Source organism: Paenibacillus sp. FSL M7-0802 (assembly GCF_038004945.1).
In the GTDB taxonomy this organism is placed as follows: domain Bacteria; phylum Bacillota; class Bacilli; order Paenibacillales; family Paenibacillaceae; genus Paenibacillus; species Paenibacillus polymyxa_B.
In genome coordinates this window covers 2,420,499-2,445,794 of record NZ_JBBOSD010000001.1, presented here as the reverse complement: position 1 = coordinate 2,445,794, position 25,296 = coordinate 2,420,499, and the positions used below count along the sequence as shown (strand labels likewise).

At 44.7% G+C, this 25,296-nt stretch carries 26 protein-coding genes; 15 read left to right on the top strand and 11 right to left on the bottom strand.

Translation table 11 applies throughout. The features are described 5' to 3' along the window. The first annotated feature begins 85 nt into the window (after positions 1–85). The 4 genes from MHB54_RS11460 to MHB54_RS11445 all read left to right on the top strand — a co-directional run bounded on the left by MHB54_RS11460 (position 86) and on the right by MHB54_RS11445 (position 4,517). Positions 86–1,561 carry a glycoside hydrolase family 32 protein gene (locus tag MHB54_RS11460; RefSeq protein ID WP_028541940.1) on the top strand — a complete coding sequence of 492 codons (1,476 nt, stop codon included), beginning with the start codon at positions 86–88 and terminating at the stop codon, positions 1,559–1,561. 67 nt (positions 1,562–1,628) lie between these two features. Next, on the top strand, positions 1,629–3,047 hold the full coding sequence (locus tag MHB54_RS11455; RefSeq protein ID WP_081326318.1) for a sucrose-specific PTS transporter subunit IIBC: 1,419 nt from the start codon (positions 1,629–1,631) through the stop codon (positions 3,045–3,047). A 374-nt stretch (positions 3,048–3,421) separates the two neighbouring features. Next, a complete protein-coding gene (locus MHB54_RS11450) occupies positions 3,422–4,009 on the top strand; it encodes a hypothetical protein (RefSeq protein WP_028541942.1) in 588 nt (195 codons plus the stop codon). 103 nt (positions 4,010–4,112) lie between these two features. Then, positions 4,113–4,517 (top strand): hypothetical protein, encoded by a 405-nt coding sequence (locus MHB54_RS11445; protein WP_023986596.1) that lies wholly within the window; start codon positions 4,113–4,115, stop codon positions 4,515–4,517. Between the two features lie 98 nt (positions 4,518–4,615). Here the strand turns inward: MHB54_RS11445 and MHB54_RS11440 are convergent, their stop codons facing one another. Then, on the bottom strand, positions 4,616–5,404 hold the full coding sequence (locus tag MHB54_RS11440) for a helix-turn-helix domain-containing protein (protein ID WP_023986597.1): 789 nt from the start codon (positions 5,402–5,404) through the stop codon (positions 4,616–4,618). A 179-nt stretch (positions 5,405–5,583) separates the two neighbouring features. Here MHB54_RS11440 and pyk point away from each other — a divergent pair, with 179 nt between their 5' ends. Further along, the gene (pyk, locus tag MHB54_RS11435) at positions 5,584–6,999 is read left to right on the top strand and encodes a pyruvate kinase (RefSeq protein ID WP_023986598.1); all 1,416 of its coding nucleotides are present in this window, start codon (positions 5,584–5,586) and stop codon (positions 6,997–6,999) included. 127 nt (positions 7,000–7,126) lie between these two features. Here the strand turns inward: pyk and MHB54_RS11430 are convergent, their stop codons facing one another. The 7 genes from MHB54_RS11430 to MHB54_RS11400 form a co-directional block, all read right to left on the bottom strand. Further along, positions 7,127–7,525 carry a hypothetical protein gene (locus tag MHB54_RS11430; protein WP_023986599.1) on the bottom strand — a complete coding sequence of 133 codons (399 nt, stop codon included), beginning with the start codon at positions 7,523–7,525 and terminating at the stop codon, positions 7,127–7,129. A gap of 256 nt (positions 7,526–7,781) precedes the next feature. Beyond that, positions 7,782–8,921: a GerAB/ArcD/ProY family transporter gene (locus MHB54_RS11425; protein ID WP_308457640.1), complete on the bottom strand. Its 1,140-nt coding sequence runs from the start codon at positions 8,919–8,921 to the stop codon at positions 7,782–7,784. Continuing rightward, entirely contained in the window at positions 8,893–10,044 is a 1,152-nt protein-coding gene (locus MHB54_RS11420) for a GerAB/ArcD/ProY family transporter (RefSeq protein WP_023986601.1), read from the bottom strand. Before MHB54_RS11420 ends, MHB54_RS11425 begins: the two co-directional genes overlap by 29 nt. Positions 10,045–10,059: 15 nt before the next feature. Further along, complete coding sequence (locus MHB54_RS11415; protein WP_023986602.1) at positions 10,060–10,311, bottom strand: hypothetical protein; 252 nt, start codon at positions 10,309–10,311, stop codon at positions 10,060–10,062. Positions 10,312–10,385: 74 nt separating this feature from the next. Beyond that, positions 10,386–11,591: a Ger(x)C family spore germination protein gene (locus MHB54_RS11410; protein ID WP_023986603.1), complete on the bottom strand. Its 1,206-nt coding sequence runs from the start codon at positions 11,589–11,591 to the stop codon at positions 10,386–10,388. A 36-nt stretch (positions 11,592–11,627) separates the two neighbouring features. Further along, positions 11,628–13,223, bottom strand: a complete 1,596-nt coding sequence (locus MHB54_RS11405) for a spore germination protein (RefSeq protein ID WP_076295736.1) — start codon at positions 13,221–13,223, stop codon at positions 11,628–11,630. A 153-nt stretch (positions 13,224–13,376) separates the two neighbouring features. Then, entirely contained in the window at positions 13,377–13,721 is a 345-nt protein-coding gene (locus MHB54_RS11400) for a DUF805 domain-containing protein (protein WP_023986605.1), read from the bottom strand. A 429-nt stretch (positions 13,722–14,150) separates the two neighbouring features. On the opposite strand from MHB54_RS11400, the gene MHB54_RS11395 reads away from it, so the two are divergent. From MHB54_RS11395 to MHB54_RS11385, 3 genes are all read left to right on the top strand, one after another. Next, positions 14,151–16,586 (top strand): LamG-like jellyroll fold domain-containing protein, encoded by a 2,436-nt coding sequence (locus tag MHB54_RS11395; protein WP_076295737.1) that lies wholly within the window; start codon positions 14,151–14,153, stop codon positions 16,584–16,586. A 386-nt stretch (positions 16,587–16,972) separates the two neighbouring features. Further along, positions 16,973–17,173 (top strand): cold-shock protein, encoded by a 201-nt coding sequence (locus MHB54_RS11390; RefSeq protein WP_007428290.1) that lies wholly within the window; start codon positions 16,973–16,975, stop codon positions 17,171–17,173. 131 nt (positions 17,174–17,304) lie between these two features. Further along, entirely contained in the window at positions 17,305–17,520 is a 216-nt protein-coding gene (locus MHB54_RS11385) for a cold-shock protein (RefSeq protein ID WP_013308357.1), read from the top strand. A 109-nt stretch (positions 17,521–17,629) separates the two neighbouring features. Here the strand turns inward: MHB54_RS11385 and MHB54_RS11380 are convergent, their stop codons facing one another. Further along, positions 17,630–18,448, bottom strand: a complete 819-nt coding sequence (locus MHB54_RS11380; protein ID WP_023986607.1) for an alpha/beta fold hydrolase — start codon at positions 18,446–18,448, stop codon at positions 17,630–17,632. A 188-nt stretch (positions 18,449–18,636) separates the two neighbouring features. On the opposite strand from MHB54_RS11380, the gene MHB54_RS11375 reads away from it, so the two are divergent. Continuing rightward, positions 18,637–18,969, top strand: a complete 333-nt coding sequence (locus MHB54_RS11375; RefSeq protein ID WP_250273452.1) for a hypothetical protein — start codon at positions 18,637–18,639, stop codon at positions 18,967–18,969. A gap of 51 nt (positions 18,970–19,020) precedes the next feature. Here MHB54_RS11375 and MHB54_RS11370 read toward each other — a convergent pair whose 3' ends face one another. Together MHB54_RS11370 and MHB54_RS11365 are read right to left on the bottom strand one after the other, a co-directional pair. Then, positions 19,021–19,566: a GNAT family N-acetyltransferase gene (locus MHB54_RS11370; RefSeq protein ID WP_264454282.1), complete on the bottom strand. Its 546-nt coding sequence runs from the start codon at positions 19,564–19,566 to the stop codon at positions 19,021–19,023. 191 nt (positions 19,567–19,757) lie between these two features. Further along, a complete protein-coding gene (locus MHB54_RS11365) occupies positions 19,758–20,330 on the bottom strand; it encodes a hypothetical protein (protein WP_023986609.1) in 573 nt (190 codons plus the stop codon). 212 nt (positions 20,331–20,542) lie between these two features. Between MHB54_RS11365 and MHB54_RS11360 the strand changes: the two genes are divergently transcribed. The 6 genes from MHB54_RS11360 to MHB54_RS11335 all read left to right on the top strand — a co-directional run bounded on the left by MHB54_RS11360 (position 20,543) and on the right by MHB54_RS11335 (position 25,282). Beyond that, complete coding sequence (locus MHB54_RS11360; protein WP_258297472.1) at positions 20,543–20,956, top strand: GntR family transcriptional regulator; 414 nt, start codon at positions 20,543–20,545, stop codon at positions 20,954–20,956. After that, positions 20,953–21,666 (top strand): ABC transporter ATP-binding protein, encoded by a 714-nt coding sequence (locus MHB54_RS11355; RefSeq protein WP_264454281.1) that lies wholly within the window; start codon positions 20,953–20,955, stop codon positions 21,664–21,666. Before MHB54_RS11360 ends, MHB54_RS11355 begins: the two co-directional genes overlap by 4 nt. Further along, positions 21,663–22,430 (top strand): ABC-2 transporter permease, encoded by a 768-nt coding sequence (locus MHB54_RS11350; protein WP_023986612.1) that lies wholly within the window; start codon positions 21,663–21,665, stop codon positions 22,428–22,430. Before MHB54_RS11355 ends, MHB54_RS11350 begins: the two co-directional genes overlap by 4 nt. Before the next feature lie 40 nt (positions 22,431–22,470). Then, positions 22,471–22,956 (top strand): cytochrome c biogenesis protein CcdC, encoded by a 486-nt coding sequence (locus MHB54_RS11345; protein ID WP_264454280.1) that lies wholly within the window; start codon positions 22,471–22,473, stop codon positions 22,954–22,956. Positions 22,957–23,290: 334 nt separating this feature from the next. Next, positions 23,291–24,511, top strand: coding sequence for a stalk domain-containing protein (locus MHB54_RS11340; RefSeq protein ID WP_264454279.1), 1,221 nt, complete (start codon positions 23,291–23,293; stop codon positions 24,509–24,511). Between the two features lie 93 nt (positions 24,512–24,604). Next, a complete protein-coding gene (locus MHB54_RS11335) occupies positions 24,605–25,282 on the top strand; it encodes a hypothetical protein (RefSeq protein WP_209940822.1) in 678 nt (225 codons plus the stop codon). Positions 25,283–25,296: the final 14 nt, after the last annotated feature.

The window sequence follows — 25,296 nt, the reverse complement described above, 5'->3', positions numbered from 1 at the left end:
GGGAACCGGTTCCGATAGAATATTTTTTTCATTGGTTTGGAACCGGTTCCTGAGGCGAAAGTTTTAATAAAAATGAGGTACACCTATGAAAATGACAAGAGAACAAAAGTATCGAATGATCGAGCAGGCAGAGCCCGGTGAAATAGCCAGCTTGGAGGAGAAAGTGGAGCAATGTCACTGGCGGCAGGTGTTTCATATCCAGCCACCGACAGGTTTGCTCAATGACCCCAATGGCTTTTCATATTACCAAGGTGAATACCACTTATTTTATCAGTGGTTTCCGCTCGGAACGGATCATGGGATGAAATACTGGTATCATCTGAAATCGAAAGATTTGGTCACATGGAATAGTGCCGGCATTGGCATCGCACCTGGGGATTATTTTGATTCGCATGGGGCTTATTCGGGCAGCGCACTGGAGCATGAGGGCAAGTTATATATGCTGTATACGGGAAATGCACGAGATGAAGACTGGATCAGACATCCTTATCAATGCATGGCTGTTATGGACGAGAATGGTCACATTACTAAATGGGAGCACCCCGTTATTTCCAATGTGCCAGAAGGGTATACAGACCATTTTCGTGATCCCAAGCTATGGAAAGACGGCAATAGCTTTTACTGTGTGATTGGTGCCCAGAGAACGAATTTAACAGGCTGCGCCGTCCTCTACCGATCAACCGACCTTCGTACGTGGCAGTTTGAGGGAGAATTGTGCACAGGCCTGGAGTCGTTTGGCTACATGTGGGAATGTCCAGATTATTTTGAACTGAACGAAGCGGGTGTCTTGGTCTTTTCTCCTCAGGGCTTGGAGCCTTCTGGGGATGAAAATCACAATATTTATCAATCGGGCTACGTAATCGGCAAGCCGTTGGATACCGGAACAAGAAGACTGGAGCACGGCGCATTCCACGAGCTCGATAGAGGCTTTGACTTCTATGCGCCACAGACGATGATTGACCCACAGGGGCGGCGTATTATGGTGGCATGGATGGGCCTGCCGGATATCGAATATCCCACAGATCCGAACGGATGGGCTCATTGTCTGACATTACCAAGGGAGCTTACGCTTCATGAGGGCAAACTCTTGCAGCGGCCGATCCCTGAGCTAACTACGCTACGTAGAAATCGTGAGGATCGGGTAGCTGACACGTTATTCTCAGAGAGCAAAACCTATGAAGGATTTACAGGTACGGCCTATGAGCTGATCTGTGAGGTAGATCTTTTGAGCGCTAAGGTGTTTGGTATTGAATTCCGTGCGAGTGAGACTGAGAAGACGGTGATTAAATATAATGCCGTCAGCCGCAAACTTGTATTGGACCGTTCGCAATCAGGTGAGCCTGTAGCCACTTCGTATGGTGAGGTACGGCAGTGTTCATGGGATAAAGATCATATCAAACTACATTTGTTTGTAGATACGTCTTCAGTTGAGATTTTCGTCAATGATGGGGAAGAGGTGTTCACCAGTCGTATTTTTCCGCATCCAGAGAGTGACGAAATACGCTTTTTTGCCGACAAGGGAGAGGCTCTCTTCCAGGCGGTAAAATGGGATTTTACATGAGCAGGCTAAAACATCAAGTGGTTCGTTAATCATCAAACATAACGGAATGAACGAGAGGATGAACATCATGGCGGAAAACAGAGAAATAGCTAAAGAAGTGATCCAGGCAATCGGTGGGCAAGAAAATATTGCATCTTTTGCTCATTGTGCGACGCGCTTGCGAATTATGGTGCATGACAAGGAGAAGATTGATCAGAAAAAAGTTGAGGAGATCGACAAGGTCAAGGGTGCTTTTTTCAATTCCGGGCAATATCAGATTATTTTTGGTACGGGTACGGTAAATCGAATTTTTGAAGAGGTCGAAAAGCTTGGCGTAACCGGTTCATCTAAAGAAGAGGTGAAGAGTCAGGCGAAAAAAGAAGGAAACGTCTTCCAACGCTCCATCCGTACCTTTGGCGATGTGTTTGTACCGATTATTCCTGTACTGGTTGCTACGGGGCTGTTCATGGGGCTACGTGGCTTGCTCACTCAGCCGCAAATTCTCGCTCTACTCGGCATGACGCCACAGGACATTTCACCCAATTTTCTATTATACACACAAGTATTAACGGATACGGCCTTTGCTTTTCTGCCAGCGTTAGTCGCATGGTCAGCCTTTAGAGTATTTGGTGGCAGTCCAGTGCTGGGTATCGTTCTTGGTCTGATGCTGGTAAACCCGGCCTTGCCCAACGCTTATAGTGTTGCGGACGGCTCAGCTCACCCGTTGACGATGTTCGGATTCATTCCTGTGGTGGGCTATCAAGGCTCAGTATTGCCAGCTTTCTTCGTGGGCTTGATCGGAGCCAAGCTGGAGCGGGCGCTGCGCAAACGGGTGCCTGAAGCGCTAGATCTGATTCTTACACCGTTTTTAACACTGTTAATCATGATCACTTTGGGATTATTTGCCATCGGTCCAATTTTCCATTCACTCGAAGAATGGGTGCTGCACGGAACAACGTTTGTGCTGGATTTACCTTTCGGTATTGCAGGGATTGTCATCGGTTTCTTGCATCAGATTATCGTCGTTACAGGTGTGCATCATATATTTAATTTCTTGGAGATTCAACTGCTTGAAAAGAACGGCGTAAACGCCTTTAACGCCATCATTACCTGCGCTATGGCTGCTCAAGGTGCTGCCTGTCTGGCGGTTGGACTGAAAACGAAGAATAGCAAGCTGAAAGCGTTAGCACTTCCTTCCTCGTTGTCTGCTTTTCTAGGGATTACGGAGCCGGCTATTTTCGGGGTCAACCTGAGATACATGAAGCCTTTTGTCATGGGCCTCATCGGTGGTGCGGTTGGCGGTTTTATCGCTTCGGTCTTCCATTTGGCGGCTACAGGTATGGCAGTTACGGTCATTCCGGGCACGTTGCTCTACATGAATCATCAGCTTCCGCTTTACATTTTGGCGAACTTGGCTGCTATGGTGGTAGCGTTTGTCCTGACCTGGATGTTTGGCTATAACGATAAAATGTTGGAAGAGGTCAAAACAGCGGGTTCTTCAACTTAATATCATTTCAAAATAAGCACGGATACGCATATGAATGAACTATAACGGTCGCCCTACTTTGGAGCGCTCTTGGCCCTTGTTGAAAAGGGATGCTAGAGAAGCTTCCAGGTGGGGAGACCTTTTTTTATAGACTTTATCATTACGTATCCGGTTACGTAATTTGACTTTGGACGTTAGTCCGTTTTCAAACGCTCAATAGACTGAAAATGTTCCCTTATGCCGAATGGTTGTCCATTTTTATCTGTCAGACTTCTGGAAGGAGACAAAATATTGTGCCAATGAGGTAAAAATTACAAATAGTATGCACACTATGGGTATTTTGTGTGTTATTATATAAATGTTGTTAAAATTTAGTATTTGGGAGGCAATTATTCGTGAAAAAATTTCTTGTAACTATGTTAGTTGTCATGCTGGTAGCCATCGGATTGACCCCAGCAAGCTCCTATGCAGATTCCTCTTCATCGGCTAAAGAATCTTCCCCACAGTCTTTTTTTCCAGCATATTCTTCAATTGCTAATTCGGATTCACTATTGAGCGGTTTGACGCCTGAAGAATATAATGAAGTTATCAAAAATGCGAAACCCATAGAATCAATTGCTGTTGAAAAAGAAAAGACTCAACTCGATCAAAAGATTTCTCCTATGTCATTGGGAGCATGGTCATTTAGTCACCATTCTCGAGACGATGGGGCTATTTACTCTAATAAGTTTTCGGTTAATAACGCAGCTATCCTGAATTTCCATGTAGTACAATGGGCAGATGGTAGTTCTTGGTCTAGCCCTGAAGTAGGTTACCTGCTCGTGAACAAAAATTATCTGGGAGAGGTTTTTGCCGTTTATGGAAGATATACAGATGAAAATAGGGATTTTCAAATTAAAGCTCCAGGTTTTGGACAATATCAGGTAATGGTACTTAACCTCAATGATTATACGATTTCAGGAAATGGATACGTTACGTTTTAATACTATTTTATTTAACGATTATTATGTTTTTTTATGAACTCGTTATAATACTAATATTTTTTAAAATACGTAATACATCTTTTGGGAAGGGAGGTGTGTGCGTGTGAACAAGCGACTAAGAACAAGTGTTGTTGTTTTAGGTCTAACTGTTCTTATCGGAGGGGTTATAACCGTCATTCAAAGCCAAACTTTTGCTAATGAAATTAAAACTGAGGTTAAAGTAACCGGCGATTCTAAAACCAGTGTAACCAAAACTGAGACTAAGGCAACCGATGATTCTAACTGGCTCTCACCAGAGAGAAAGAAAGAACTAACTCATCTAGCTCAATCTAAACAACCCCATGTCCTGTTAACTGAGCACGGAGATTTTTATCCCGTTAAGGTTCCAAACAAGTTTCAAAGCGATCAGGTTGCAAATTTGGATAATAAGGGGGAAGAAATAACTACTAAAACAAAGCAGGTCATTTTAAGAAATTTCACCTACGAAAAAAAAGAGGAAGAAAACTAATTTTCCCAGAGAACGCTCGAAAAAATGAGCGTTCTTTTTTCTAGCTTCAAATTTAAAATTGCTTCGTATCATCTTCCCATAATCCTATTTCTGTAGTTCTAAACGATTGAGGAACGTTCATCCAGAAATTCGGACGGCGAGCAGCCTGTCAACCGTTTGAAGATTCGATGAAAATAGGAAACATCACTATATCCCACATACTCCGAAATTTCACGAATCGTTAGCCGGGACTCGGTCAGCATGTAGATGGCGGTTTTAATACGTTGTGTATGTACATGCTCACTGATCGTTTGGCGTGTTACCTCACGCAGCAGCGTCGCGGCATAATTGGGGGTTTTACGGATGGCGTCGCCAAGCTCCTCCTTGGTTACCTTTTCCCGGTAATGGTTCTGGATATACTGTTTCATATGTTCTACATGTCGCTCTCGATCGCAAGAAATGGCGCCTTTGTCCCATTCCTGATTCATATATATCATGGCCTCGGTCAGCAGACAGTCAGCCATCATGGTGTAGTAGCTAGGGTGTTCAGTCCATTGAAAGTACATCGATTTGATCCGTTCATGCAGCATATCGTAGCATCCAGGTTTGATCAACAACGGCTTGTCAGTATTCAGTATGGGAAGTGTGCTGTTCGTACATGTTTTGCGACAATGTATCACATACTTGGTATGAAAAAGCGTAGGAATGCTCTTGCCATAGTAATCCAGATGACCGGGTAAAAGCAGTGTTTCACCCTTACCGAGAATGAATTTGCAATCGTTCACCCAATATACACATTTGCCAAAGGTGACCAAAATGAACAGTAAGTCATCGTTGTCGCTATTTGCACTAGCCTTTTCATACCAGTCCACACCGTTGTCCTGCCGTATATCCACCAATGTAATCACGAAACTCACTCCCCGATGTCTTCAATATTCATTATACTGTAGTACATTCATCATACTATAGTTCATAGTCTTGGTGCACGGGTACAGGTAGAATAGAGCCATATAAGTTTAATGTAGATAGAGAAGCAAAGTGGAATAGAAAACCATACAGTAAAGACATTCAGGAGGATGACATTACTATGCTTAAAACGAAAATTATTTGTACTATGGGACCTGCCTGTGACTCCATTCATTTGTTAAAAGAAATGATTCAGGCTGGTATGACTGTAGCCCGCTTGAATATGGCTCACGGTGAACTGGAAGATCACGTTAAACGTATCGAAAATGTGCGGCAGGCTGCGAAGGAAATGAATACCTTTATACCTGTCATGATGGATATTAAAGGACCAGAAATACGGATTGGCAAGCTGAGAGAGGCATCTTGTCTGTTGAAACCAGGTAGCCAGCTCATTCTGACCACAGAAGAGATTCTAGGGGACGAGCATCGTATTTCAGTGAATTACCCGGATATGCCGAAGGACATCAAACCAGGCGACCGCATTCTCATTGACGACGGTTTGGTTGATCTGACTGTAACCTCCATCGAGGGTACGGAAATGATTTGTAATATTGTAAGCGGCGGTATTTTGAAGCCGAGAAAAGGTGTAAACCTGCCAGGGATTCATACAACCCTTCCAGGCGTGACGGAGCGAGATGTGAGGCACATCCAATTTGGGGTGGAGCAGCGCGTTGAGCTTATTGCGGCTTCTTTTGTGCGTAAAGGCGACGATATCCGTGAAATCCGTGAGATTTTGAAGGGACATCATGCTGAGCATGTACAAATTTATTCCAAAATCGAAAATGCTGAAGGCATGGAAAACCTGGATGATATTATCGAAGCTTCCGATGGCATTATGGTAGCCCGTGGCGATCTGGGCGTCGAAGTGCCGATTCAAGATGTGCCTGTGATGCAAAAAGAAATGATAGACAAGTGTAATCTGGTCGGCAAGCCCGTTATCGTAGCTACCCACATGCTGGAATCCATGCAGGTGAACCCACGTCCGACGAGAGCCGAAGTTAGTGACGTGTTTAATGCTGTTATGCAAGGAGCCGATGTTGTTATGCTGTCGGGCGAATCTGCTGCAGGTAAATATCCTGTCGAGTCTGTACGGACCATGGCCGCTGTAGCTGCCAGAGCAGAATCACAATTCGATTATCAGGAGCAGTTCGATAAGCGCAGAGCACGTCAAAGCACCAACATTACGGAAGTGATTAGTCAGGGAGCGGTGAGTTCGTCCCTGGAACTGGATGCGAAAGCGATTATTACGTCGACTGCCAGCGGATTCACGGCACGTATGGTATCCAAATATCGTCCGAAGGCACCTATTATTGCGGTTACTCCGAATAACACGGTATTCGCTAAAATTTGCCTGTTATCCGGTGTGTTCCCGATCAAAGGGGATAAAGTAGCTACAACGGATGAAATGTTCGAATCCTCCATCCGTAACGCGCTGAATGCAGGTTATATCCATAAAGGGGATACTGTAGTTCTGTCGGCAGGTGTTCCAGTCGCTGAGGCAGGTACTACGAACTTGATCCGAGTATATCAAGTGTAAGTTAAAACAAAATATAGACAAGCCAAAAGGCGCTCATCCCATCGGGGAGCGCCTTTTTGACATGAATTCGGAAGCATCTCTGAGGGGGCATGGACTACGGCGTAAAGCGGGCCAAGTGTGTCACTGCTTACAGCCCGAACACACTTTTAGCAACGACCTGTGTCAATTCTGCCTTATGGGCTTCGTATTGCTCAGGCGTAATGCTCTTATTGGCCAGTCGTTGATCCAACTGCTCCGTTAACTGAGCTACCTGTAAATCAACAACAGCCTGTGCGTCCTGTTTATTGGATTGTGCAATATCTGCCAAGGTTTGACCGTTATATAACGCATCATACAATTGCTCATCCGAGGATGCGCCCAGTGTTTTCAAAAGTTCATCATCCTTGGAAGCTTCATTATCCTGTACCTGAGGGGCTCTCTCTGGAGCCAGTGTAGCAGCATTAGCCCGACTTCCCCAAGTAGAAGACTGCCCAATAGATAACGCCAGCAACAGTGTACAGATGACCATAATTCGTTTTCGATTCATAAGTGTAAATCTCCTTTGTGTTTCATTCAATTTCTGCCAGGGTGGAGCCTTATATGGATATCCAACGGGAGTAATGTTTATGCCTTTAGCCGATCCGGCTTTATGTAATTACCAGATTCTAATATACATCATACACACCCAATCTTAGCGCCAGCTTAATACTCGTTTAAAATAAACTAAAAGAGGAGGATGTAAACAGGTAACAGCAAAAAAATTTCATCGATGCTCGTAGGAGGGCTCGTACGATGGATGTGATCTATCCTTCGGTCCCTATTTTTTTCTTTGACCAGATTTTTCGTATCCCATGCATACAGAGCAGCAGCAGAGGCAGAAAAAGGCCCATAGATAAGGAAAAAGGTGTCCATATTTTTGCATCCCAGGATTGCTGGTATGGGACATTTGGGTATATGATCACCGACATGACGATCAGGATCATTCCGATAGGGAAGATCAGCGGACGATCATCTTTTAGATTAAAGATTTGGCTAATGGCTATCATAATCGATTGCATATACAGAGCCAGCCTGAAAAAGAGCGAAATAAACCACATAGCGGCCATGATCGCTTCAATACGCTGAAGAAAATTTCCAATGTTTATTTTTTGGGCTAATGAATAGCTCGGATACATACTTCTTGCTGTTAATTCATGGCCGAAAACCAAAACGGCCAATACAATGACCACAACCAGAATCAACCCGCCAATCAGTCCCCCTGTTAAAAAAGCCCTGCGCGCTTGATCGGGCTGATCGACAAACGGAAAAATCATTAGAAAAACAATATGGGTCAGAAACGCAATACTAATAAAGGACAAGGCGGCAGACCAAACGGGTCCGCCTCCCTTCTCCAGCATCGGTTGGGCGTTCTCCAGTTTGATATTGGATACGACTAAAATGACAAAAGCTGTATACAGCAAAATGAACAAGGGAAACAATAGTTCAGCAGAACGGGCTACCGTTTCCAGTCCCAGGCGCACGCCCATCAATACAATGAGCGCAAAGAGGATGTTGACCGCTTGCATCGGCGTTTCCGGCATCATTTGAGTAGTCAAAAAATTCCCCGAATCATACAACACCGCAGCAGGACCCCCCAGAAAAAACATAACCATAAACAGCAGAGCAACAGACTTCCCCAACCACTTGCCCAAAAGGGTCTCCATGATTTCAATCAGGGTCATCTGTGGATACAGGATGGTAATCGTGTTGTACAGCCATATCAACAGCAGCCCGGAGCCCACTCCGACGAGTGCTGCGATCCATGCATCCTGTTTAGCAGTGGCGGCCATAACGGAAGGGATGACGAGGATTGCAGTGCCGATTGTAAATAATATCGTTAAGATCAACAATTGCCGTGTGGAGATTTTAACTTGCTTAGGCACCATCTTCACCTCTATCTTCACGTTTATCATCCGGCTTGTTATTCTTCTTTGTCCCCAACCTTTTCAGGGCATGTATACTGAGCAGCAGTAAGGGAAGAAACAACCCGATTGATAGTGAATAAGGAACCCACGTCTTTGTATCATAGATTTGTTGATATGGGACATTGGGATACACGATGACGGACATGATGACTAAAATCATCCCGAGAGGAAGCACCAGTTGCCGGTCGTTTTTCAAACGAAAGATTTGGGCTATTGCTGTCACAGTAGTGTGCATGTACAGCGTGATTCTGAAAAAGAGTGAAATAAACCACATGGTAGCCATAATTGCTTCGATACGCTGTAAAAAATTTCCGATGTTAATTTTTTTGGCTAACGCATAGCTAGGATAAATATTTCTTGCCGTTAAATCAGGACCTAATACAAAAACTGCCAGTGCAACCACCACGACCAACATTAATCCGCCAATTAGGCTGCCTATGAAAAAAGCTTTACGGGTTTGATCGGAACGATTTACAGAAGCCGGGAAGATCATGAGCAGAATAATATGAGGTATAAACACAGTGCTAACAAAGGACAGGGCAGCAGGCCAAATAGGTCCCAATCCCGCCTCTAATACAGGTTGAATGTTTTCTAATTTAATATTGGACACCACTAAACCTGTAAAAGAAATATAAAGAAGAGTAAATAACGGAAACATCAGTTCGGCAGAACGGACCAGCACTTCCAGGCCCAGCCGAACAGCCAACAATATAATAAGCGCAAAAAGGATATTTACCGCTAGAATTGGTGTTTCTGGTATCATTTGAGTAGTCATAAAATTCCCTAAATAAAATAAAACGGGAGCGGGAGCATTGATGAAAAGTGTGGTGAAAAACAGAAGACCGACGGCTTTGCCTAACCATTTTCCGAGCAGGGTTTCCATAATCCCAATCAGAGTCATCTCTGGATACAGAGCTGCAATCTTGCTGTACAAATACAAGACAAGGAGCCCGGCCCCGACCCCGACGAGCGCGGCAATCCACGCATCTTGTTTGGCTACCAACGCCATGCCTGAAGGAATGATGAGGATTGCACTCCCGATCGTAAATAGAGCCGTTAATATCATAATTTGGCGTGCTGAGATTTTGATCTGTGCGGGCACCTATTTCACCTCGTCTTATTTTATTAGACCGATATGGGTCAGGAAATCACTGAAAGGTCTATATACCGCTGTTATCCAATCCAGAGGAGTTGGAATAAGCCAGTTTAATGCCTTGGCGCAGCAAATTCCGACGGCAAAAAGGAGAAGGATGGAGAATAACCAAAGCTCTTTTTTTAACCCCTTTTTCCACATGTAGGGGACCTCGATCAAGCTGATTGCAGCAGCGGTTAGTAATATGCCCAGAACTTTCACCATATGAGATAGCATCTTGGGAAACACCTTCTTTTGTAGGGTAAGGTTCTATACAGGAGCCAGATCCCCCGCCGTATCTGACAAGGGATTTACTCCTTAATATCATTCAAAAATGAGCTGCCAATCGTGCCCAAGCGCCGAATCTTGAAATTGACCTTGATATTTACGGGTAATTCTGCAAAGTGCTCATAATCCCAATTTTTTTTAATGGATTTCCAGGTTCTCGGGTCAGCGCGGTGAATGGCTTCACCGAATCCGAAAATGTCAGCTTTGTATGATTTTTGAGCTTTTCTGACAGCCATTTTCATAATCTCTTCTATCTTTTCTTCCTCTTTCTTCTCAATGTCATAAATCGTCCCCACCTGGGTCAGATCCAGGTCATTACACTCGACTTCTCCCACGTTGGCCTCAACCTGCATTTTTATATTGACCTGGGGCTCCCCCCTATAAACGTTCCCTTTTATAGTTGTTTGGGTACGAATGATTTCCGAAACGACTTTGCCGCCTCTGGGGCAAGCTACAAAGCCGACAGAGCTCTGCACTTTGCCGCGGATGAAATTGTAGCCTCTACTTTCAGTTTCATTTAACCACCCGATTAATCGATCTTTTCTAAATACAGCAAGTCCGGAATACTGTAATCGGGCGGATGGGGCGATCTCTTGCACATTGCCGCTTGTTTCTCCCGTTTCTTTATTGCCAACGATTCGGAGTCCTGTCAAGACAGGCTGCATTCCTTCACTGGTGAGTGCTGATACCAATTCATCCAAAGTTACTGTCGTACTGGGTGACCAGTTTTTTTGTGATGTTTCCAGAGAGGAGAAAAGGTCGTTTGCGGGAATCGGATCTAAAGGTGTCATAATTTTTAACGTATCCTCCGCACTAGTGCCCTTGGACACTACAATATAAAAATCAGTGCGGAATTGATGATATCTGGAGAGTAAATCTAAAGATTTCGCCATTCCTTCGGTGGCCATCGATTCACCGATTACACATATACGCAGATGAGAAAAATACATTCTCCGGGGGCTAATCGTTGTTATTTTTCGGATCGCTTCAAATATGGTATCCGCTTCTTCTGTATACAAGGTGGCTGGAGCACCACCGCCTGCTCCTTTTTTGGCCGATGCTTTTCCAGGATCCACCACTTGGAGAGAGACCCGGAATTGATCTCCTTGTTTATCAATCCCCATACCAACGGCGATGGCAAGTTCATTCAACTCCCTGCGATTCCAACAGCCCGTCAGAAGTAAAACGAGTGCAAGAATCAGGCACAGAATCGCTATCTTCCGCTTCATGATTATCCACTCCTTTCCGACTGTTTCTCTTTTCTTTTATTCCCTTGATTTGCGAGGTGGAGCGCTGTTTCGACGTTTGACATTCTTCTGATCGACTAACCGTGGACGTGAAGTCATCATCCAGTGAGGAAACCGAAATATGGTGTCTTTGGTGTCCGTCGGTATTAGAGGTGCAAAAGGAGTCATATAGGGAACACCGAACGAACGAAGGCTGCACATATGCAGGACCAGGGCAATGCCTCCAACGATAATCCCGAACAGCCCAAAGGAAGCGGCAAGTCCCATCAAGGGGAACCGCAGCATACGAAAAGCGATGGACATATTATAGGCAGGGAGAACAAAGCTTGAAATCGCCGTAATCGATACGACAATAACCATTGCTGCAGATATGATGCCCGCCTCGACGGCAGCTTGCCCGATGACGAGTGTGCCTACGATAGAGACGGCTGCCCCGATGTACTTCGGCATACGAACTCCAGCTTCCCGCAATATTTCAAAAGTTAATTCCATCATGAGTGCTTCGATAAAGGCGGGGAAGGGAACGGCCTCCCGCTGTGCTGCCAGACCGATCAGCAGTGAGGTCGGCAGCATTTCCTGATGAAACGTAGTGATGGCAATATATAGGGACGGACCTAACAGGGAGATAAAAACTCCGGTGTAACGAAGAACCCGGATGAAGCTGCTGATGTCCGCACGCTGATAATAATCCTCCGCCGCATGCAGGAAGGAAACAAACAGCGCAGGTACGACAAGCACAAACGGGGTCCCATCCACCAGGATCGCGATTTTTCCTTCCAACAGCTCGGCGGCGATGACGTCTGGACGTTCGGAGTTATATACTGTTGGAAAAGGGGTGAAAGTTTCGTCCTGGATTAACTCCTCGATATAACCGCTTTCGAGAATGCCGTCTACATCAATGCGATTCAATCGCTCATGCACTTCCTCGACCAATTTAGGGTTCACGATCCCTTTGATATACATGACAGCGACTTCGGTCTGGGTTACACGACCGATTTGTTTGGTTTCCAGCCACAAATTCGGATCTTTAATCTTACGCCGAATCAATGCCGTATTCGTGCGCAGTGTCTCAGAAAATCCTTCCCGCGGCCCACGGACGACATTTTCCGAGGCAGGCTCGGTGACACCGCGATCCTTCCATCCACGTGCGCTGGCTACTATTCCCTGTGTCTCACCGTCAATCAAAATGACAGCATCCCCGGACAACAGCGCGTTATATAAGGTTTCAAAGTCGATAATCTCCCGGATGCTTCCAATGGTTAGGGCATAATCTTTCAATACTTGCATGACACTAGAGGAGTTCTGGAGCCTGCACTCTACGTCTCTGGACAAGCTACTATCCAGCATCATCGATTCCATAATGAAGTCGGAGACTATATTTTTGTCCGCCAAACCGTCCGTATAGAGAATTGCAATGAGCTGGTCACCATCTTTGCCGATACGAACTTCTCTTATGATGATGTCAGTGCTGTTACCGAGTGCTTGTCTGATTTGCTGAAGATTGCTTCCGATATTCGCACTGAGCTGCTCTCCTGAATGCTCAGACTTACTTTCGCTGTGCTGGACTGGCGGCTTTTTAACTTTGTTAGGGGGGGTTCTTTTCCGAAAACGCATGAACGTTCTCCCTCTCTTTGAGGATACTTTTTAATCCAGTATGGACGCAGGGGTCTCCAGATAAACTTACTGCTGAAATTTCGATGGGGGAGATACAGATATGAAAAAAACCTCCTTCACAAAAGTGAAAGAGGTTTTAGACATCTACAACCATTACAATTTAGGGTTTTTCCCATACTTATTGTCGCCAGGCTGACTGTCTTGGCATGTGAATACAATCAAAATAATTGACCCTACCAGAGGAATCAGAGCGATTAGAATCCACCATCCGCTTCTGCCTGTATCATGCAGTCTACGGGCCAGGACGGCCAAGGATGGCAGCAGGACAGCCAAAGAATAAATGTAAGTCAATATCGGTGATAAGCCAACAAGACTATCGATCAGACTGATTACAAAGCTAACGATTACACTAAATAGGATAAACATCCAATACTCTGTACGTCTTGCTCTACCTTGGAATCCTACATAGTTTTTTAATGCATTTAAATACCATTGCATATATTTTTCACCTCCTTATAAAATCTAAACGGTTCTTTACAGTATCCGTAAAATTGTCCTTTTAGGTATATCGGCAGGAAACATATAAAATTTTACTTGTAAAATTATAACTTTAAACTAGAAATTTACGCAATACATTTATTAATGTTAATAATTCGATGAATAATTTATAAAAATATAAAATTACATATTGAATTTTCCATATCCATTGAATAATATAGAGGTACGGTTAACCGCTAGGTTTGAAACGTCCTTCTTAACAGAAGGTGCTTTTATTTTCAAATCAAGTGAAAGCGCTTTAATGATGAATAGGAGGGATGAGCAACATTAAATTCGAGGCTGAAGAAGTTAATACAAACATAATCCTGACCGCTTTCTCAATATTTTTTTATGTTATCAGGGATGTTCAAAACGAGAGGAGATTGATTTATGAAGCAATCATTTGTTCGTAAAGTAACGGCAGCTTCACTGGCAGGTGCACTGTTGTTGCCTGCTTCTTTGGTAGGCGCCGAGCAAACACTCAATTCAGATACAGATGGAATTCAAAATGTGGGGCAAACTTCCCTTCAAGCTCAAGACCTAGAAAACTTTTCAATTCAAAGTAAAAAGGCTGTCTCTTTCAAGGAGACTTCCGTACATGATCCATCCATCCTGAAAGTGAAAGACACATTTTACATTTTCGGCTCACATCTGGCGGCTGCCAAGTCCAAAGACCTCATGAATTGGGATACGATTGCTACAGGAGTGGCGAATGGTAATGCATTGATTCCCAACGTCAAAGAAGAATTAAAGGAAGCACTGGATTGGGCACAGACAGACACCCTGTGGGCAGCTGATGTCATTCAACTGGCAGATGGCAGGTTCTATATGTATTATAACGCTTGCAAGGGTGACTCACCGCGTTCAGCAATGGGCCTAGCAGTTGCTGATAAAATTGAAGGGCCTTATAAGAATAAAGGCATTTTTCTAAAATCCGGCATGTGGGACCAACCGAGTGAGGATGGGACGATCTATGACGCAACCAAGCATCCAAATGCCGTAGACCCGGACACCTTTTATGATAAAAACGGCAAGTTGTGGATGGTATATGGCTCTTACTCAGGAGGCATCTTCATTATGCAGATGGATGAAAAAACAGGGAAGCCGCTCCCTGGTCAAGGCTACGGTAAAAAGCTGACAGGCGGTAATCATGCTCGTATGGAAGGGCCGTACATACAATACAGTCCGCAAACGGACTACTATTACTTGTTCCTGTCCTATGGTGGATTGTCAGCGGATGGCGGATACAACTTGCGGGTGGCTCGGTCCAAAACACCGGATGGTCCTTTCTACGATGCTGAAGGCAATGATATGATCAAGGTCAAGGCGAATCCCGATAAACCACTTTTTGATGACGCTTCCATTGAACCATACGGTGTCAAACTGATAGGTAATTACCTGATTCCAAGAGAAATTGGTGATCCGGGTACTGGACTGGGTGCAGGTTATGTGTCACCCGGACACAACTCGGCTTATTATGATCCCAAGACGAAAAAGCATTTTGTCATTTTCCATTCCCGTTTCCCGGGGAGAGGCGAACAGTTTGAAGTGCGGGTACATGAAATGTTCATGAACGCTGACGGTTGGCCTGTGGTTGCTCCTTATCGTTATTCGGGAGATGAAGATTCACTGAAAAAGCTGTCAGAAAAGGATGTCCTCGGTCAATATTCGTATGTAAATCACGGGAAGGAAATTTCGGCAAATATTAAGCAAGCCGTTAACGTCAGTCTGGATAGTGGCGGCAAGCTGTCTGGTGGAGTGAACGGTACATGGAAGTTGGGGGCAGGCAATCAGCTGGAAATTACAGCAGAGGGCACGAAGTACAAAGGTGTATTCCTGCGGCACCGTGATCCAGACACAGGTGCCAAGACGCTTGCTTTTACCGCGTTGTCCTCCAAGGGTGTTGCGGTATGGGGTTCGCTAAAGCCTGACCTGAAGGCCAGCAAAATTGTAGCTGCTGTGCAGAAGGATCTGAGCCTGGGCGATACGAGCAATGTTCTTTATAATCTGACGCTACCTACTCAAGCAGCACAAGATACCACTATTTCATGGGAATCCACCCACCCGGAGAATATTTCTGTGACAGGTGAAGTATACCGTCCAGAAGCCGGCTCTCAGCCTGTAACAGTTACATTGACAGCGACCATCAAAAAGGACAAAGCCACAGCTAAGAAAAACTTTACAGCCATTGTTCCCGGGCAGGCCCGAGGTCCTCAGCTCGCACGCTATTCGTGGAGTGAAGATCAAGGAACTTCGGTTGTCGACAGCACATACAATCAATTCGATGGTAAGACCTATGGTGGTGCTGCATGGGATAAAGACGGGAAGCTTGGCGGTGCGCTTGTCCTAAACGGTAAGGATGGTTACGTGCAACTACCAAATACAGTAACAGATGCGAAGGATTTTACCTTTTCCGCTTGGGTGAACTGGAAGGGCGGTGCAGCTTGGCAACGGATTTTTGACTTCGGCAACGGCCAAGCCCGGCATATGTTTCTTACCCCTTCCCAAGGAAACGGTGTGCTCCAGTTTACAATCCATGAGGGTACGGATCAAAGCTTGCTTTCCAAATCATCATTACCTCTAAACCAGTGGACGCATGTAGCGGTTACACTGGAAGGGAATACAGGAAAGCTGTATGTAAATGGTGAGGAAGTAGCCGTTAATGACAGCATTACCTTTAATCCCAATGAGTTGCTGACGAGTGAGGCTTATCTCGGCAAAAGCCGCTTTGCCGCCGATGCTTACTTCAATGGCAGCCTGGATGAAGTTCAAATGTATAACAAAGCGCTGACAGCAGAGGAAATTAAAGCACTGGCAGAATTGTAATTCAAAATGAGCAAATAAACGCAGGAGATGAGCTTTTAGTAAGAAGTTCGTCTCCTGCACAATGTTTTGTATATTTATTTCTTGATTGCTGGTATAATAGGAAGCAACTGCGGATATAATGTTTTAAGTAGGCGTTAATGACTCACTCCCGCCGAATGAACACAGCTTTGAAGCAGCAATAGAAGACATAAGCACTCTGCATAAATTAAATTCACCAGTGCTTGCGTTTTCAATACACTTATGGTAATATGAGTATATTGAAATTGTGACCTGAGATTCACATATTGTAGAGGGTTATTGTTTTAGGTTGAAATAACCTTGTGCAATATGTGAATTTTTATTTGTCAAAAATAAAGGTCATATAAATACATTTTGGAGGTAATTCCATGCAAACAGGTACAGTTAAATGGTTTAACGCAGAAAAAGGTTTCGGTTTCATCGAGGTTGAAGGTGGAAGCGACGTATTCGTACATTTCTCCGCAATCCAAGGCGAAGGTTTCAAATCTTTGGACGAAGGCCAACGCGTAGAATTCAACGTAGTTGAAGGAAACCGTGGACCACAAGCTGAGAACGTTGTAAAACTGTAATTTAAAATTACAGCCTACTTCAGATGCCCCGAACATAGCGTTTGGGGCATTTGTTTTTATCTGTTCACAAGACCGTTTTTGAACTGATTACATCTTATCGCTTTATAAATCATGAAGAAAGAGGGATGTTTATGTACAATTCACGGAAAAAGCCAATGGATGAGATTCCTGAGGAAATTACAACTGTCTGGAATTGCGCCAGCGATACATGTAACGGCTGGATGCGGGATAACTTCGCTTTTTCTGTCGAGCCGACATGCCCCATTTGCGGTTCTGCCATGGTGAAGGGCGAGAAAAAGCTGGCTGTTTTAAATAATACGAGCTTTAATCATACCAAACAATCCTAAACGGATAAATGTTTGTAGTGAAAGATGCCCCATAGCCATTAACGGCGCTGAGGCGTCTTTTTTGTTTTTTATAAATATGAATTATACATAAGAATGAACAGGTTTTCAATTATGGTGTGGAGGATGGGGCTAGTATGCTCAGTAAGATAGAATTAAATTCGGGTAGCGCTTCGTAAAATACACCGTGCCCGCTTCGTTCGAAAGGAATAAGCTTTGATCCGGCAATTCCTTTTTGAGTTTGGACAGCCAGGGGGAAAGGACAGACCCGATCCAGCTTGCCGTGTAGAATCCAAGTAGGCACGTGTATACATGGTAGGTCAGCGCGCAAATCAGAGTCACGCAGTGAATACAAAGTACAAGCCATGCTATGAACTGTAGCCGCGAAACCCTGATCACGTAACCAATCGCGTAAGCTCTGGCTAACGGGATTGGCAAACAACATCTCGCCAAAAGAAGTTACCAGTTGTGGACGATCTGTATAGGCTTGTTTGATGAGTTTATCTACCTCTGTGACAGGAGTACCGTAAGGGAAGTCGCTGGTTGGGGTGAATCGGGGCGTAGCTGCTCCGATCAAGATCAACTGATTGACGCCAAATCCCCGGTGCCTGCTCATGTAGCGTGTGACCACAGCTCCCCCCATCGAAAAACCGATCAGCCGTACCTGGTTTAACTGAAGCGCCTGCATAACAGCCAGCAGATCGTCCGCCAATCGATCATAATTGTATCCATGCCATGGTCGATCAGACTTGCCGAACCCCCTAAGATCAACCTGAATACAGCGATACCCGTAAGCAGGCAACAAGGCGGCCTGATATTCGTACATTCGGTGATCCAGCGGCCAGCCGTGAACCATCAGAACAGGGATGCCTTCTCCAATATCCTCGACATACAGCTTCACGCCGCGTTCCACCTCAATATAATATCCCATCGTGTTCACCCCTTTAGAAATCACGAAATTTCATTCTCTCTCACATATATGTAGCCAGGGCTTAGCTCATTCGGAAAAGGGATGAGACTGTCACGAAATAAGCAAATAATATGTTAAAAAATGTATGTCACCCTGTGTAGGGATAGGATATAATTATAGGAATGAAACAGCATCGGGAGAGTGGGACAATGACACCATCAAAAACATTAAAATGGATTACAGGCGGATTGGAGCTATTTTTAGCTATTCCCGTTTTGGGCGGGCTGCTCATCGTAAATTCCGCGTATACTATATTGTTCTTTATGCTGATTTTCCACATTGTTACGTTGGTGCTATCGGTGACGAATAGAGAGTCTTATTATGGATCTATTTTAGGGATCGTGACCTCGGTTATTGGATGGATTCCGATTGTGGGCTGGTTGATGCATTTGATCTCAGGCATATTTTTGATGATTACCGCAGCCCAGCAGCCGCGTGATCAGTATCGTAATCGCAATCCTTATGATGATTATCGCTACTAGGGGATGTGTGGCGATACAAAGATGAAAGATCCTGTTGAACAGGGTCTTTTTTTATTTATGAAATCTCCCCATGATTATGGTGTTGTAGTATTTGCCATCTGAAAGAACCTTATCGTTTTTTAATAACCCTTCGATCTCAAATCCATGTTTTTTATAGAGCTCAATGGCTTTATCATTCGTTTCCAAAACTTGTAGAGTTATTTTCTTGATGCCATTGGAGTCAGCCCAAGAAATAGATTTTTTTAAAAGATTCGTCCCGATCCCATAACCCCAAAAATCCTTTAGTACGCATACGCCAAATTCAACTTTATGAGAGAATCTGCTCAGAACATGGCCCTCACATCTTGAAAAGCCGACGATTTTATCATGAACTACCGCAACTAAAAATAGGTTTCTGTTATTCTCTGTATCTGATTCAATGAGCTGTTCAAAACCGGATGTACTTATAAACGCTTCTCCCTTCTCTCTGTCTAAATTTTCAGTCTCTCCATCAATCAGCAAACGGATTTCAGACAAATTCTTCGCATCTTGAATCATGGCAGATCTGATCGTATAGCTCATTCCTTGTATATCAAATTCCTGTTTATTTATTTTCATTACATTCTCCTTATTATGAATTTTAGTGAAAAATGACCTCTGGATCATGTTAGTCTACCACATATTATCTTGTTTACATGACAAATAAGCTTGTCCCCTCCTGTTGTATCAGCAGCAGGGGACAAGCTTATTGATTTCTCAATCCGTACAGGGAAGCCGGATGGAGATTTATTATACATGGGTGGATGTAGCTATTTCTGCTTAGCAGAGGCTTTAGCTGCATTGGTTTTAGCAGGAGCCTTGGCTGCATCACCTTGAGCAGGAGCTTTACCTGCATCCGCTTTACCGCCATCTACTGGTGGTTTGGAGGGTTTTACGCCATTCACCATATCTGTCATCATTTTTTTTAGATTAGAGACACGTTGGTTATATTCAGTTGCCGTAATCTTGCCGTTTTGTTTTTCCGTAGCCAGTTTCGCTTTCATATCTGAAACCATCACATCAATAACGGAATTTACGCTCACACCTTGTGCTTTGGCGATTGTAGCAAGGGATTTACCTGCTTTCAATTGTGTATCCAACTGACTGGAGGACAATTTCAATAATTTCAGGAGAGCTTTGTTCTCAGCATAGTTTCCTCCTGCCATTTTAGGGCCGTTAGCATCTCCGGGGTTACCCTTAGGTGCTTGTGCTTTGTCTGCAATGGGAGCCTTCTCAGGTGTAGTTGAAGCAGCATGGGCTGCGCTTGTGGAGTATAGTGCACCGCCTCCTAAAAATGCCAAGGCCATCGTTCCAGCCAAAATTGCTTTCTTGGTGCTCTTCATCTTCATTTTCCACCTTTCGGTTATGGTTTGTTTGGTACGTGATACATCATAAGGGATCAACTTGAATGCTATCTGAGTGCAAGCTGAGCATTTACTGAATGAAATTTGGAAGCATGACTAACATTTTAGTAAGATGGTACTTGTATTACGTGTATTAAGTGATATAATACACTACAGGCACAATAGATGCAGCCGATTAGGGGGAAACACCCATGGAAGAACAACGGGTTGGCTCGTTCCGATTTTTAATTGACTTCAGCCAGCCATTATATGAACAAATATTAAATCAAGTACGAAGCTCCATTGCTAAAGGGGAGATCGAAATGGGAAGTAAAATGCCATCTGTTCGTGATCTGGCGCAGGAATTACGCATGAATCCAAATACTGTGATGCGGGCGTATCAGGAGCTGGAGCGGGACGGATTGACTGAGAAGCGGCGCGGGTTAGGCACTTATGTTACTTCGTCCAGTGAACGGATTGCCAGCTTTAGGGAACAATTGGCCATAACATATATAGAGCAGTTTCTCGGACAGATGAGCAGCCTGGGGTTATCGTGGGAAGATGTACAGCAGTATATAAGAAGCAAACAGGACGGAAATGACGAGGGAGGAGGCGAAGGGGCATGAGGGAATCTATTGTGGTTGCGAGTCATCTGACGAAGCAATATGAAAGTAAAAAAGCGCTGGACCACTTGGATGTCGTCATTCCGGCGGGACGCATTGTAGGGGTGCTTGGACCCAATGGCTGTGGGAAGTCCAGCTTTTTTCGAGCAATCACCGGATTAATTCGGCCAGATGGGGGCGAGCTTCAGGTGTTGGGGCAAAAGCCGGGTTGGGAAACCAATCGTGGTATATCCTACCTGCCTGACCGGGCTCGCTGGTACCCCAATCATACGGTGCAGCAGACACTGGAGTGGGGGGAATCCTTCTTGCCTGGCTTCAATATAAAAGATGCTTATAAACTTGCTGATCATATGGACGTGGAGTTGGAGTTGAAAATGGCCGGGTTGAGTCGCGGACAGGAGGCACGTGTGCTACTGATTTTATGTCTGGCGCGTGAGGTTCCGCTCATGATCCTGGATGAACCGTTTGCGGGCATTGATGTCCTCTCCAGAGAGGCGATTGTGGCTGGGATTATTGATTATTTGGAGGGTCGCCAGCAGTCTATACTCATTAGCACGCATGATATTCAGGAAGTGGAAGGCTTGTTTGACTACACGGTCATGATGGACCGCGGACGGGTTATATGGTCTGGTGATTCGGACGATCTGCGTGCAGAGCATGGCTCGCTGAATCAGGTGTTCCGCAATTTGTACAAAAAGGAGTGGAAGGCGTGAATTCATCAGGGCTGTTCAAAGATTTGATACGCCATGAATTTCGAAATAAAGGAAGCTGGAGAAAGCAGAGCCGCAATCGACTACCGAGATCGTGGAGACTTGTGTATTTCTCATTATTTCTAATTGCGGCGTTCGTTATTTCCTTGTATTTCGCGCTTCATAACCAACTCGAATTGACAAGGCTGTGGTATGTCACCCTGGGTTTGCCGTACATGATCATTTTCATGGGTGTGGGAAGTCTGAGAAGAGAATGGGAGAATGACACCTACGGATGGTGGCTGACTCTGCCCTATCCGCGTATGTGGCTGATTAGCGCCAAATGGATTGCTGCTATTTTACAAGCCGTGGTCGTGACCTTGTCCCTGTTTGTGGTAGGTTCTCTGTACGCGCTGTTCATCTCATCCACCATCCAGCCTTATACGTTTGCGGATGCAGCGTCCTTTATTATAGCTGGATTGAACTGGTTTGTGATGATTATCGCCTTCACACCGTTGGTTATTGCGCTGGGTCTGCTGACGGCCAGTACCAAATACAGCACCTTGCGGCCGATTAGCCCGATACTCTGGATTCTTTTAATGGGTGGCGGGAGTGTCTTTTATTGGTCAGGCGATCAGGGGCTTTATGAGCAGTTTGACCATGTTCAAACAGGACAATGGTTTTCTTTTACCTGGCATTTCCCGATTGCGGTGTTGATCAGTTGGGTTGCTGCATATGTATTAATCCGCTTGAGCGCTTATCTATTGGAGAAAAAACTGTCGATTTAGGCTAGCATATCTATAGGATCTATGAGGAAGGAGTTTCACCATGACGACGATATTTATATATACATTGTTGGCTGTTTTGGTGGGGCTGATGATCTGGTTGAGAACCAAAAGACGAGGGGGGCCGGTAAAAGGAAACGGAATCCGGATTCTGCTCCCCTTGTTTATCGCGTTCCCGCTTATGATGATGTCTGTGTACCAATTAATGCATATTCCCGGTCAAACGTATGCGCCCCCCGCCTTTTGGGAACTGCTGGTTGCCGGGCTATTAGGGGCTCTGTTTGGCTATGTTATTTTGCTGCATACGGCGTATGAAAGACGGGATGACGGTCTTATTTATCCGAAGCCAAACCAATATTTTAAATATATTATTATCGCTATTATCTTGATTCGCGTTGTTCTGACCCAGTACCTCAGTAGTTTGGGTACGTCTGAAGTTAGTATGCTGGCGATTACGATGGCGCTGGTGTATATTTCAATCTGGCGAATTGGGAGCTTTATCAAGTTTCGGAGAACGTTATCCGTATAACAATAGCAATGGGGTTAACAGCGGCTTACTATTCAAAAAGCGTTTATTCGCTTGGCGATAGGAGCCGCTTTTTTTGAGTTTCGGCATTAGCAATTTATCACACATTGTTATTGCTCCCCATATCCTTTATTCTAAGGCTTGTGGCTTGCATTGTAGCAGTATAAGTATAAATTTTTGAAAGGAGGGTTATTGAGGTTTCAAAACATTTAAATGGGGTTTAAAGTTAGATAGGCGGGGAAAAGTTGCTTTTTGCGATTAGGTGTAACTATATAAGTTACATAAAAGGAAATTGTCTTCCATATTCTATTTTATAGGTTGAGAGGGGTTCACATTCATGAAAAAACATACGGTTACTGCTGCACTCGCTGGTTTGCTTGTTCTGTCTTCTGCTGTACCGGCTTTAGCAGCCGAGGTAAAACCTACTACGGGTATTCAGGTTTGGGTAGATGGCAAGAAGGAGGCTTACAAAATTGCGCCTATCGTGAGAAATAAGCAGGTCTTAATTCCCTTGAGACAATTGGCCTCCAGTTTGGGAATTCCAATGGATGCCAAGCATATTACGTTCAATACGGCGCGACAAAGCACGACTATCCGATATGATCAGGCGACGGTTGTATTGGTGTCAGGCAGTCCGGAAGCGCAAATCAACGGGATTAAGGTACCGCTATCCACCTCGACCCTATTGACCAAGCAAGGGGTAACCTATGTGCCGGTTGATGTCGTCAAAGAAGCATGGGGCAAGCAAGTGATTTGGGACCCGGCCAGCCAAACGGTGCAAATTGGGGTGAGTAATAAGGATAAGGTCGTTGAAATCGTGAAAAGCTTTGAAACCGGAGATACGAAAGCGGCCGAGACCTGGATCAGCAAAGATCAGTACATTCAGCACAATCTGAGCTTTGCCAGCGGAAGAGATGCCTTGCTGCAAGGAATTAGCCAGTCGAAGGGAGCCAATGTACAGGTTGAAATCCAACGTGTAATTCAGGATGGCAATTATGTAGCGGTTCATTATAAAGAGTCCATTGCAGGAAAAACGAGCATTGTTTTTGATATTTTCCGCTTCGATAGCAATGGTAAAATTGTTGAGCATTGGGACAATATTCAGGACTCGGCTCCAGCTAATCCAAGCGGACGTACAATGATTGACGGAACAACACAGATCACAGATCGCAACCAAACCGAGACGAACAAAACGTTAATCCGCAAGTTTGTGGATGATATCCTGGTTGGCAAGAACCGCGCCGCACTGGAAAGCTACTATAACGGTGATCATTACATCCAGCATAATCCTCTTTTTGGTGACGGTGTATCCAATTTGAAGCAAGCATTTTCCGCAGCGGGAAGCCAAGGAGCTTCTTTTGGATATGGTCAGGTTCACATGGTTATTGGAGAAGGCAACTTCGTGCTGGTTGTGAGTGAATTGACATCATCTAAGGGAACTTCAGCCGCTGTCTATGATCTGTTCCGGGTAGAGAACGGTAAGGTAGCAGAACATTGGGACGTAGTTCAGGAGGTTCCAGCTAAAACAGAGTGGAAAAATACAAACGGTAAGTTTTAAAAAAAGTGAGTTTGGGGTATGGCCTGATTGCACGCTTTCCCAACCGTCCTGTTCCTGTTAAAATGATGCAAACATATAACAGGGGGTTGAACGATGGAAGGCTTGAAGCAGCGTGTGGGCTGCCTGCATGCACATCACTCGAACATAGCCTATGTGGAAAGAGCTTTTGCTTCTTATGAGGTGGAGCTGATACATTTTGTGGACCCTGGGCTTATGCGCCGGATCTCGTCAGACCCGCATTTTTCTGCGGACGATGCCAGTCGCAAGGTAGAAGAGCAACTAAGCTGGATTGCCCAAAGCGACATAGACGTTATTTTGATAACGTGCACGAATTATATCGTTTTGGCAGAAAAGGCTCAATTGACCATGTCTACACCAGTAATTGCGCTGGATGAGCCCTTTTTTCATGAGATATGCGATGATTTGCTGCCACGGACCTTGGTATTCACGAATCCGGCTACTGTAGAGGGAACGATGAAGCGTCTTTATCATACGGCTGCTCTGTTAGGCAAACCAGATATCTCTTCTTGGATAGAGGTTAAGGTGGTGGAGGACGCTTTTCAACTGATTATGCAGGGACGTGAAGACGAGTATAAGGAATTGCTGGTCCGTTCGCTGTATGAGCTGAGGAAGGCTGATCCAAGCAGAGGTCTGGCTGTAGCACAGTTGTCTATGGTTGATGCTGCGTTACAGGTGGAGCTGGAGACGGGGGAAATGATTGGCAATCCCTTACGGTCGTTGACGAATTTAATTGAGGATTTGTTAGGTTAAAAAAGTATAACTAA

Bases quoted from the DNA above. Each gene is read 5' to 3' on its own strand.
- MHB54_RS11460 (WP_028541940.1), top strand. From the start codon at position 86: ATGAAAATGACAAGAGAACAAAAGTATCGAATGATCGAGCAGGCAGAG.
- MHB54_RS11455 (WP_081326318.1), top strand. From the start codon at position 1,629: ATGGCGGAAAACAGAGAAATAGCTAAAGAAGTGATCCAGGCAATCGGT.
- pyk (WP_023986598.1), top strand. From the start codon at position 5,584: ATGCTTAAAACGAAAATTATTTGTACTATGGGACCTGCCTGTGACTCC.
- MHB54_RS11430 (WP_023986599.1), bottom strand. From the start codon at position 7,525: ATGAATCGAAAACGAATTATGGTCATCTGTACACTGTTGCTGGCGTTA.
- MHB54_RS11415 (WP_023986602.1), bottom strand. From the start codon at position 10,311: ATGCTATCTCATATGGTGAAAGTTCTGGGCATATTACTAACCGCTGCT.
- MHB54_RS11410 (WP_023986603.1), bottom strand. From the start codon at position 11,591: ATGAAGCGGAAGATAGCGATTCTGTGCCTGATTCTTGCACTCGTTTTA.
- MHB54_RS11405 (WP_076295736.1), bottom strand. From the start codon at position 13,223: ATGCGTTTTCGGAAAAGAACCCCCCCTAACAAAGTTAAAAAGCCGCCA.
- MHB54_RS11400 (WP_023986605.1), bottom strand. From the start codon at position 13,721: ATGCAATGGTATTTAAATGCATTAAAAAACTATGTAGGATTCCAAGGT.
- MHB54_RS11395 (WP_076295737.1), top strand. From the start codon at position 14,151: ATGAAGCAATCATTTGTTCGTAAAGTAACGGCAGCTTCACTGGCAGGT.
- MHB54_RS11390 (WP_007428290.1), top strand. From the start codon at position 16,973: ATGCAAACAGGTACAGTTAAATGGTTTAACGCAGAAAAAGGTTTCGGT.
- MHB54_RS11385 (WP_013308357.1), top strand. From the start codon at position 17,305: ATGTACAATTCACGGAAAAAGCCAATGGATGAGATTCCTGAGGAAATT.
- MHB54_RS11380 (WP_023986607.1), bottom strand. From the start codon at position 18,448: ATGGGATATTATATTGAGGTGGAACGCGGCGTGAAGCTGTATGTCGAG.
- MHB54_RS11375 (WP_250273452.1), top strand. From the start codon at position 18,637: ATGACACCATCAAAAACATTAAAATGGATTACAGGCGGATTGGAGCTA.
- MHB54_RS11370 (WP_264454282.1), bottom strand. From the start codon at position 19,566: ATGAAAATAAATAAACAGGAATTTGATATACAAGGAATGAGCTATACG.
- MHB54_RS11365 (WP_023986609.1), bottom strand. From the start codon at position 20,330: ATGAAGAGCACCAAGAAAGCAATTTTGGCTGGAACGATGGCCTTGGCA.
- MHB54_RS11360 (WP_258297472.1), top strand. From the start codon at position 20,543: ATGGAAGAACAACGGGTTGGCTCGTTCCGATTTTTAATTGACTTCAGC.
- MHB54_RS11355 (WP_264454281.1), top strand. From the start codon at position 20,953: ATGAGGGAATCTATTGTGGTTGCGAGTCATCTGACGAAGCAATATGAA.
- MHB54_RS11345 (WP_264454280.1), top strand. From the start codon at position 22,471: ATGACGACGATATTTATATATACATTGTTGGCTGTTTTGGTGGGGCTG.
- MHB54_RS11340 (WP_264454279.1), top strand. From the start codon at position 23,291: ATGAAAAAACATACGGTTACTGCTGCACTCGCTGGTTTGCTTGTTCTG.
- MHB54_RS11335 (WP_209940822.1), top strand. From the start codon at position 24,605: ATGGAAGGCTTGAAGCAGCGTGTGGGCTGCCTGCATGCACATCACTCG.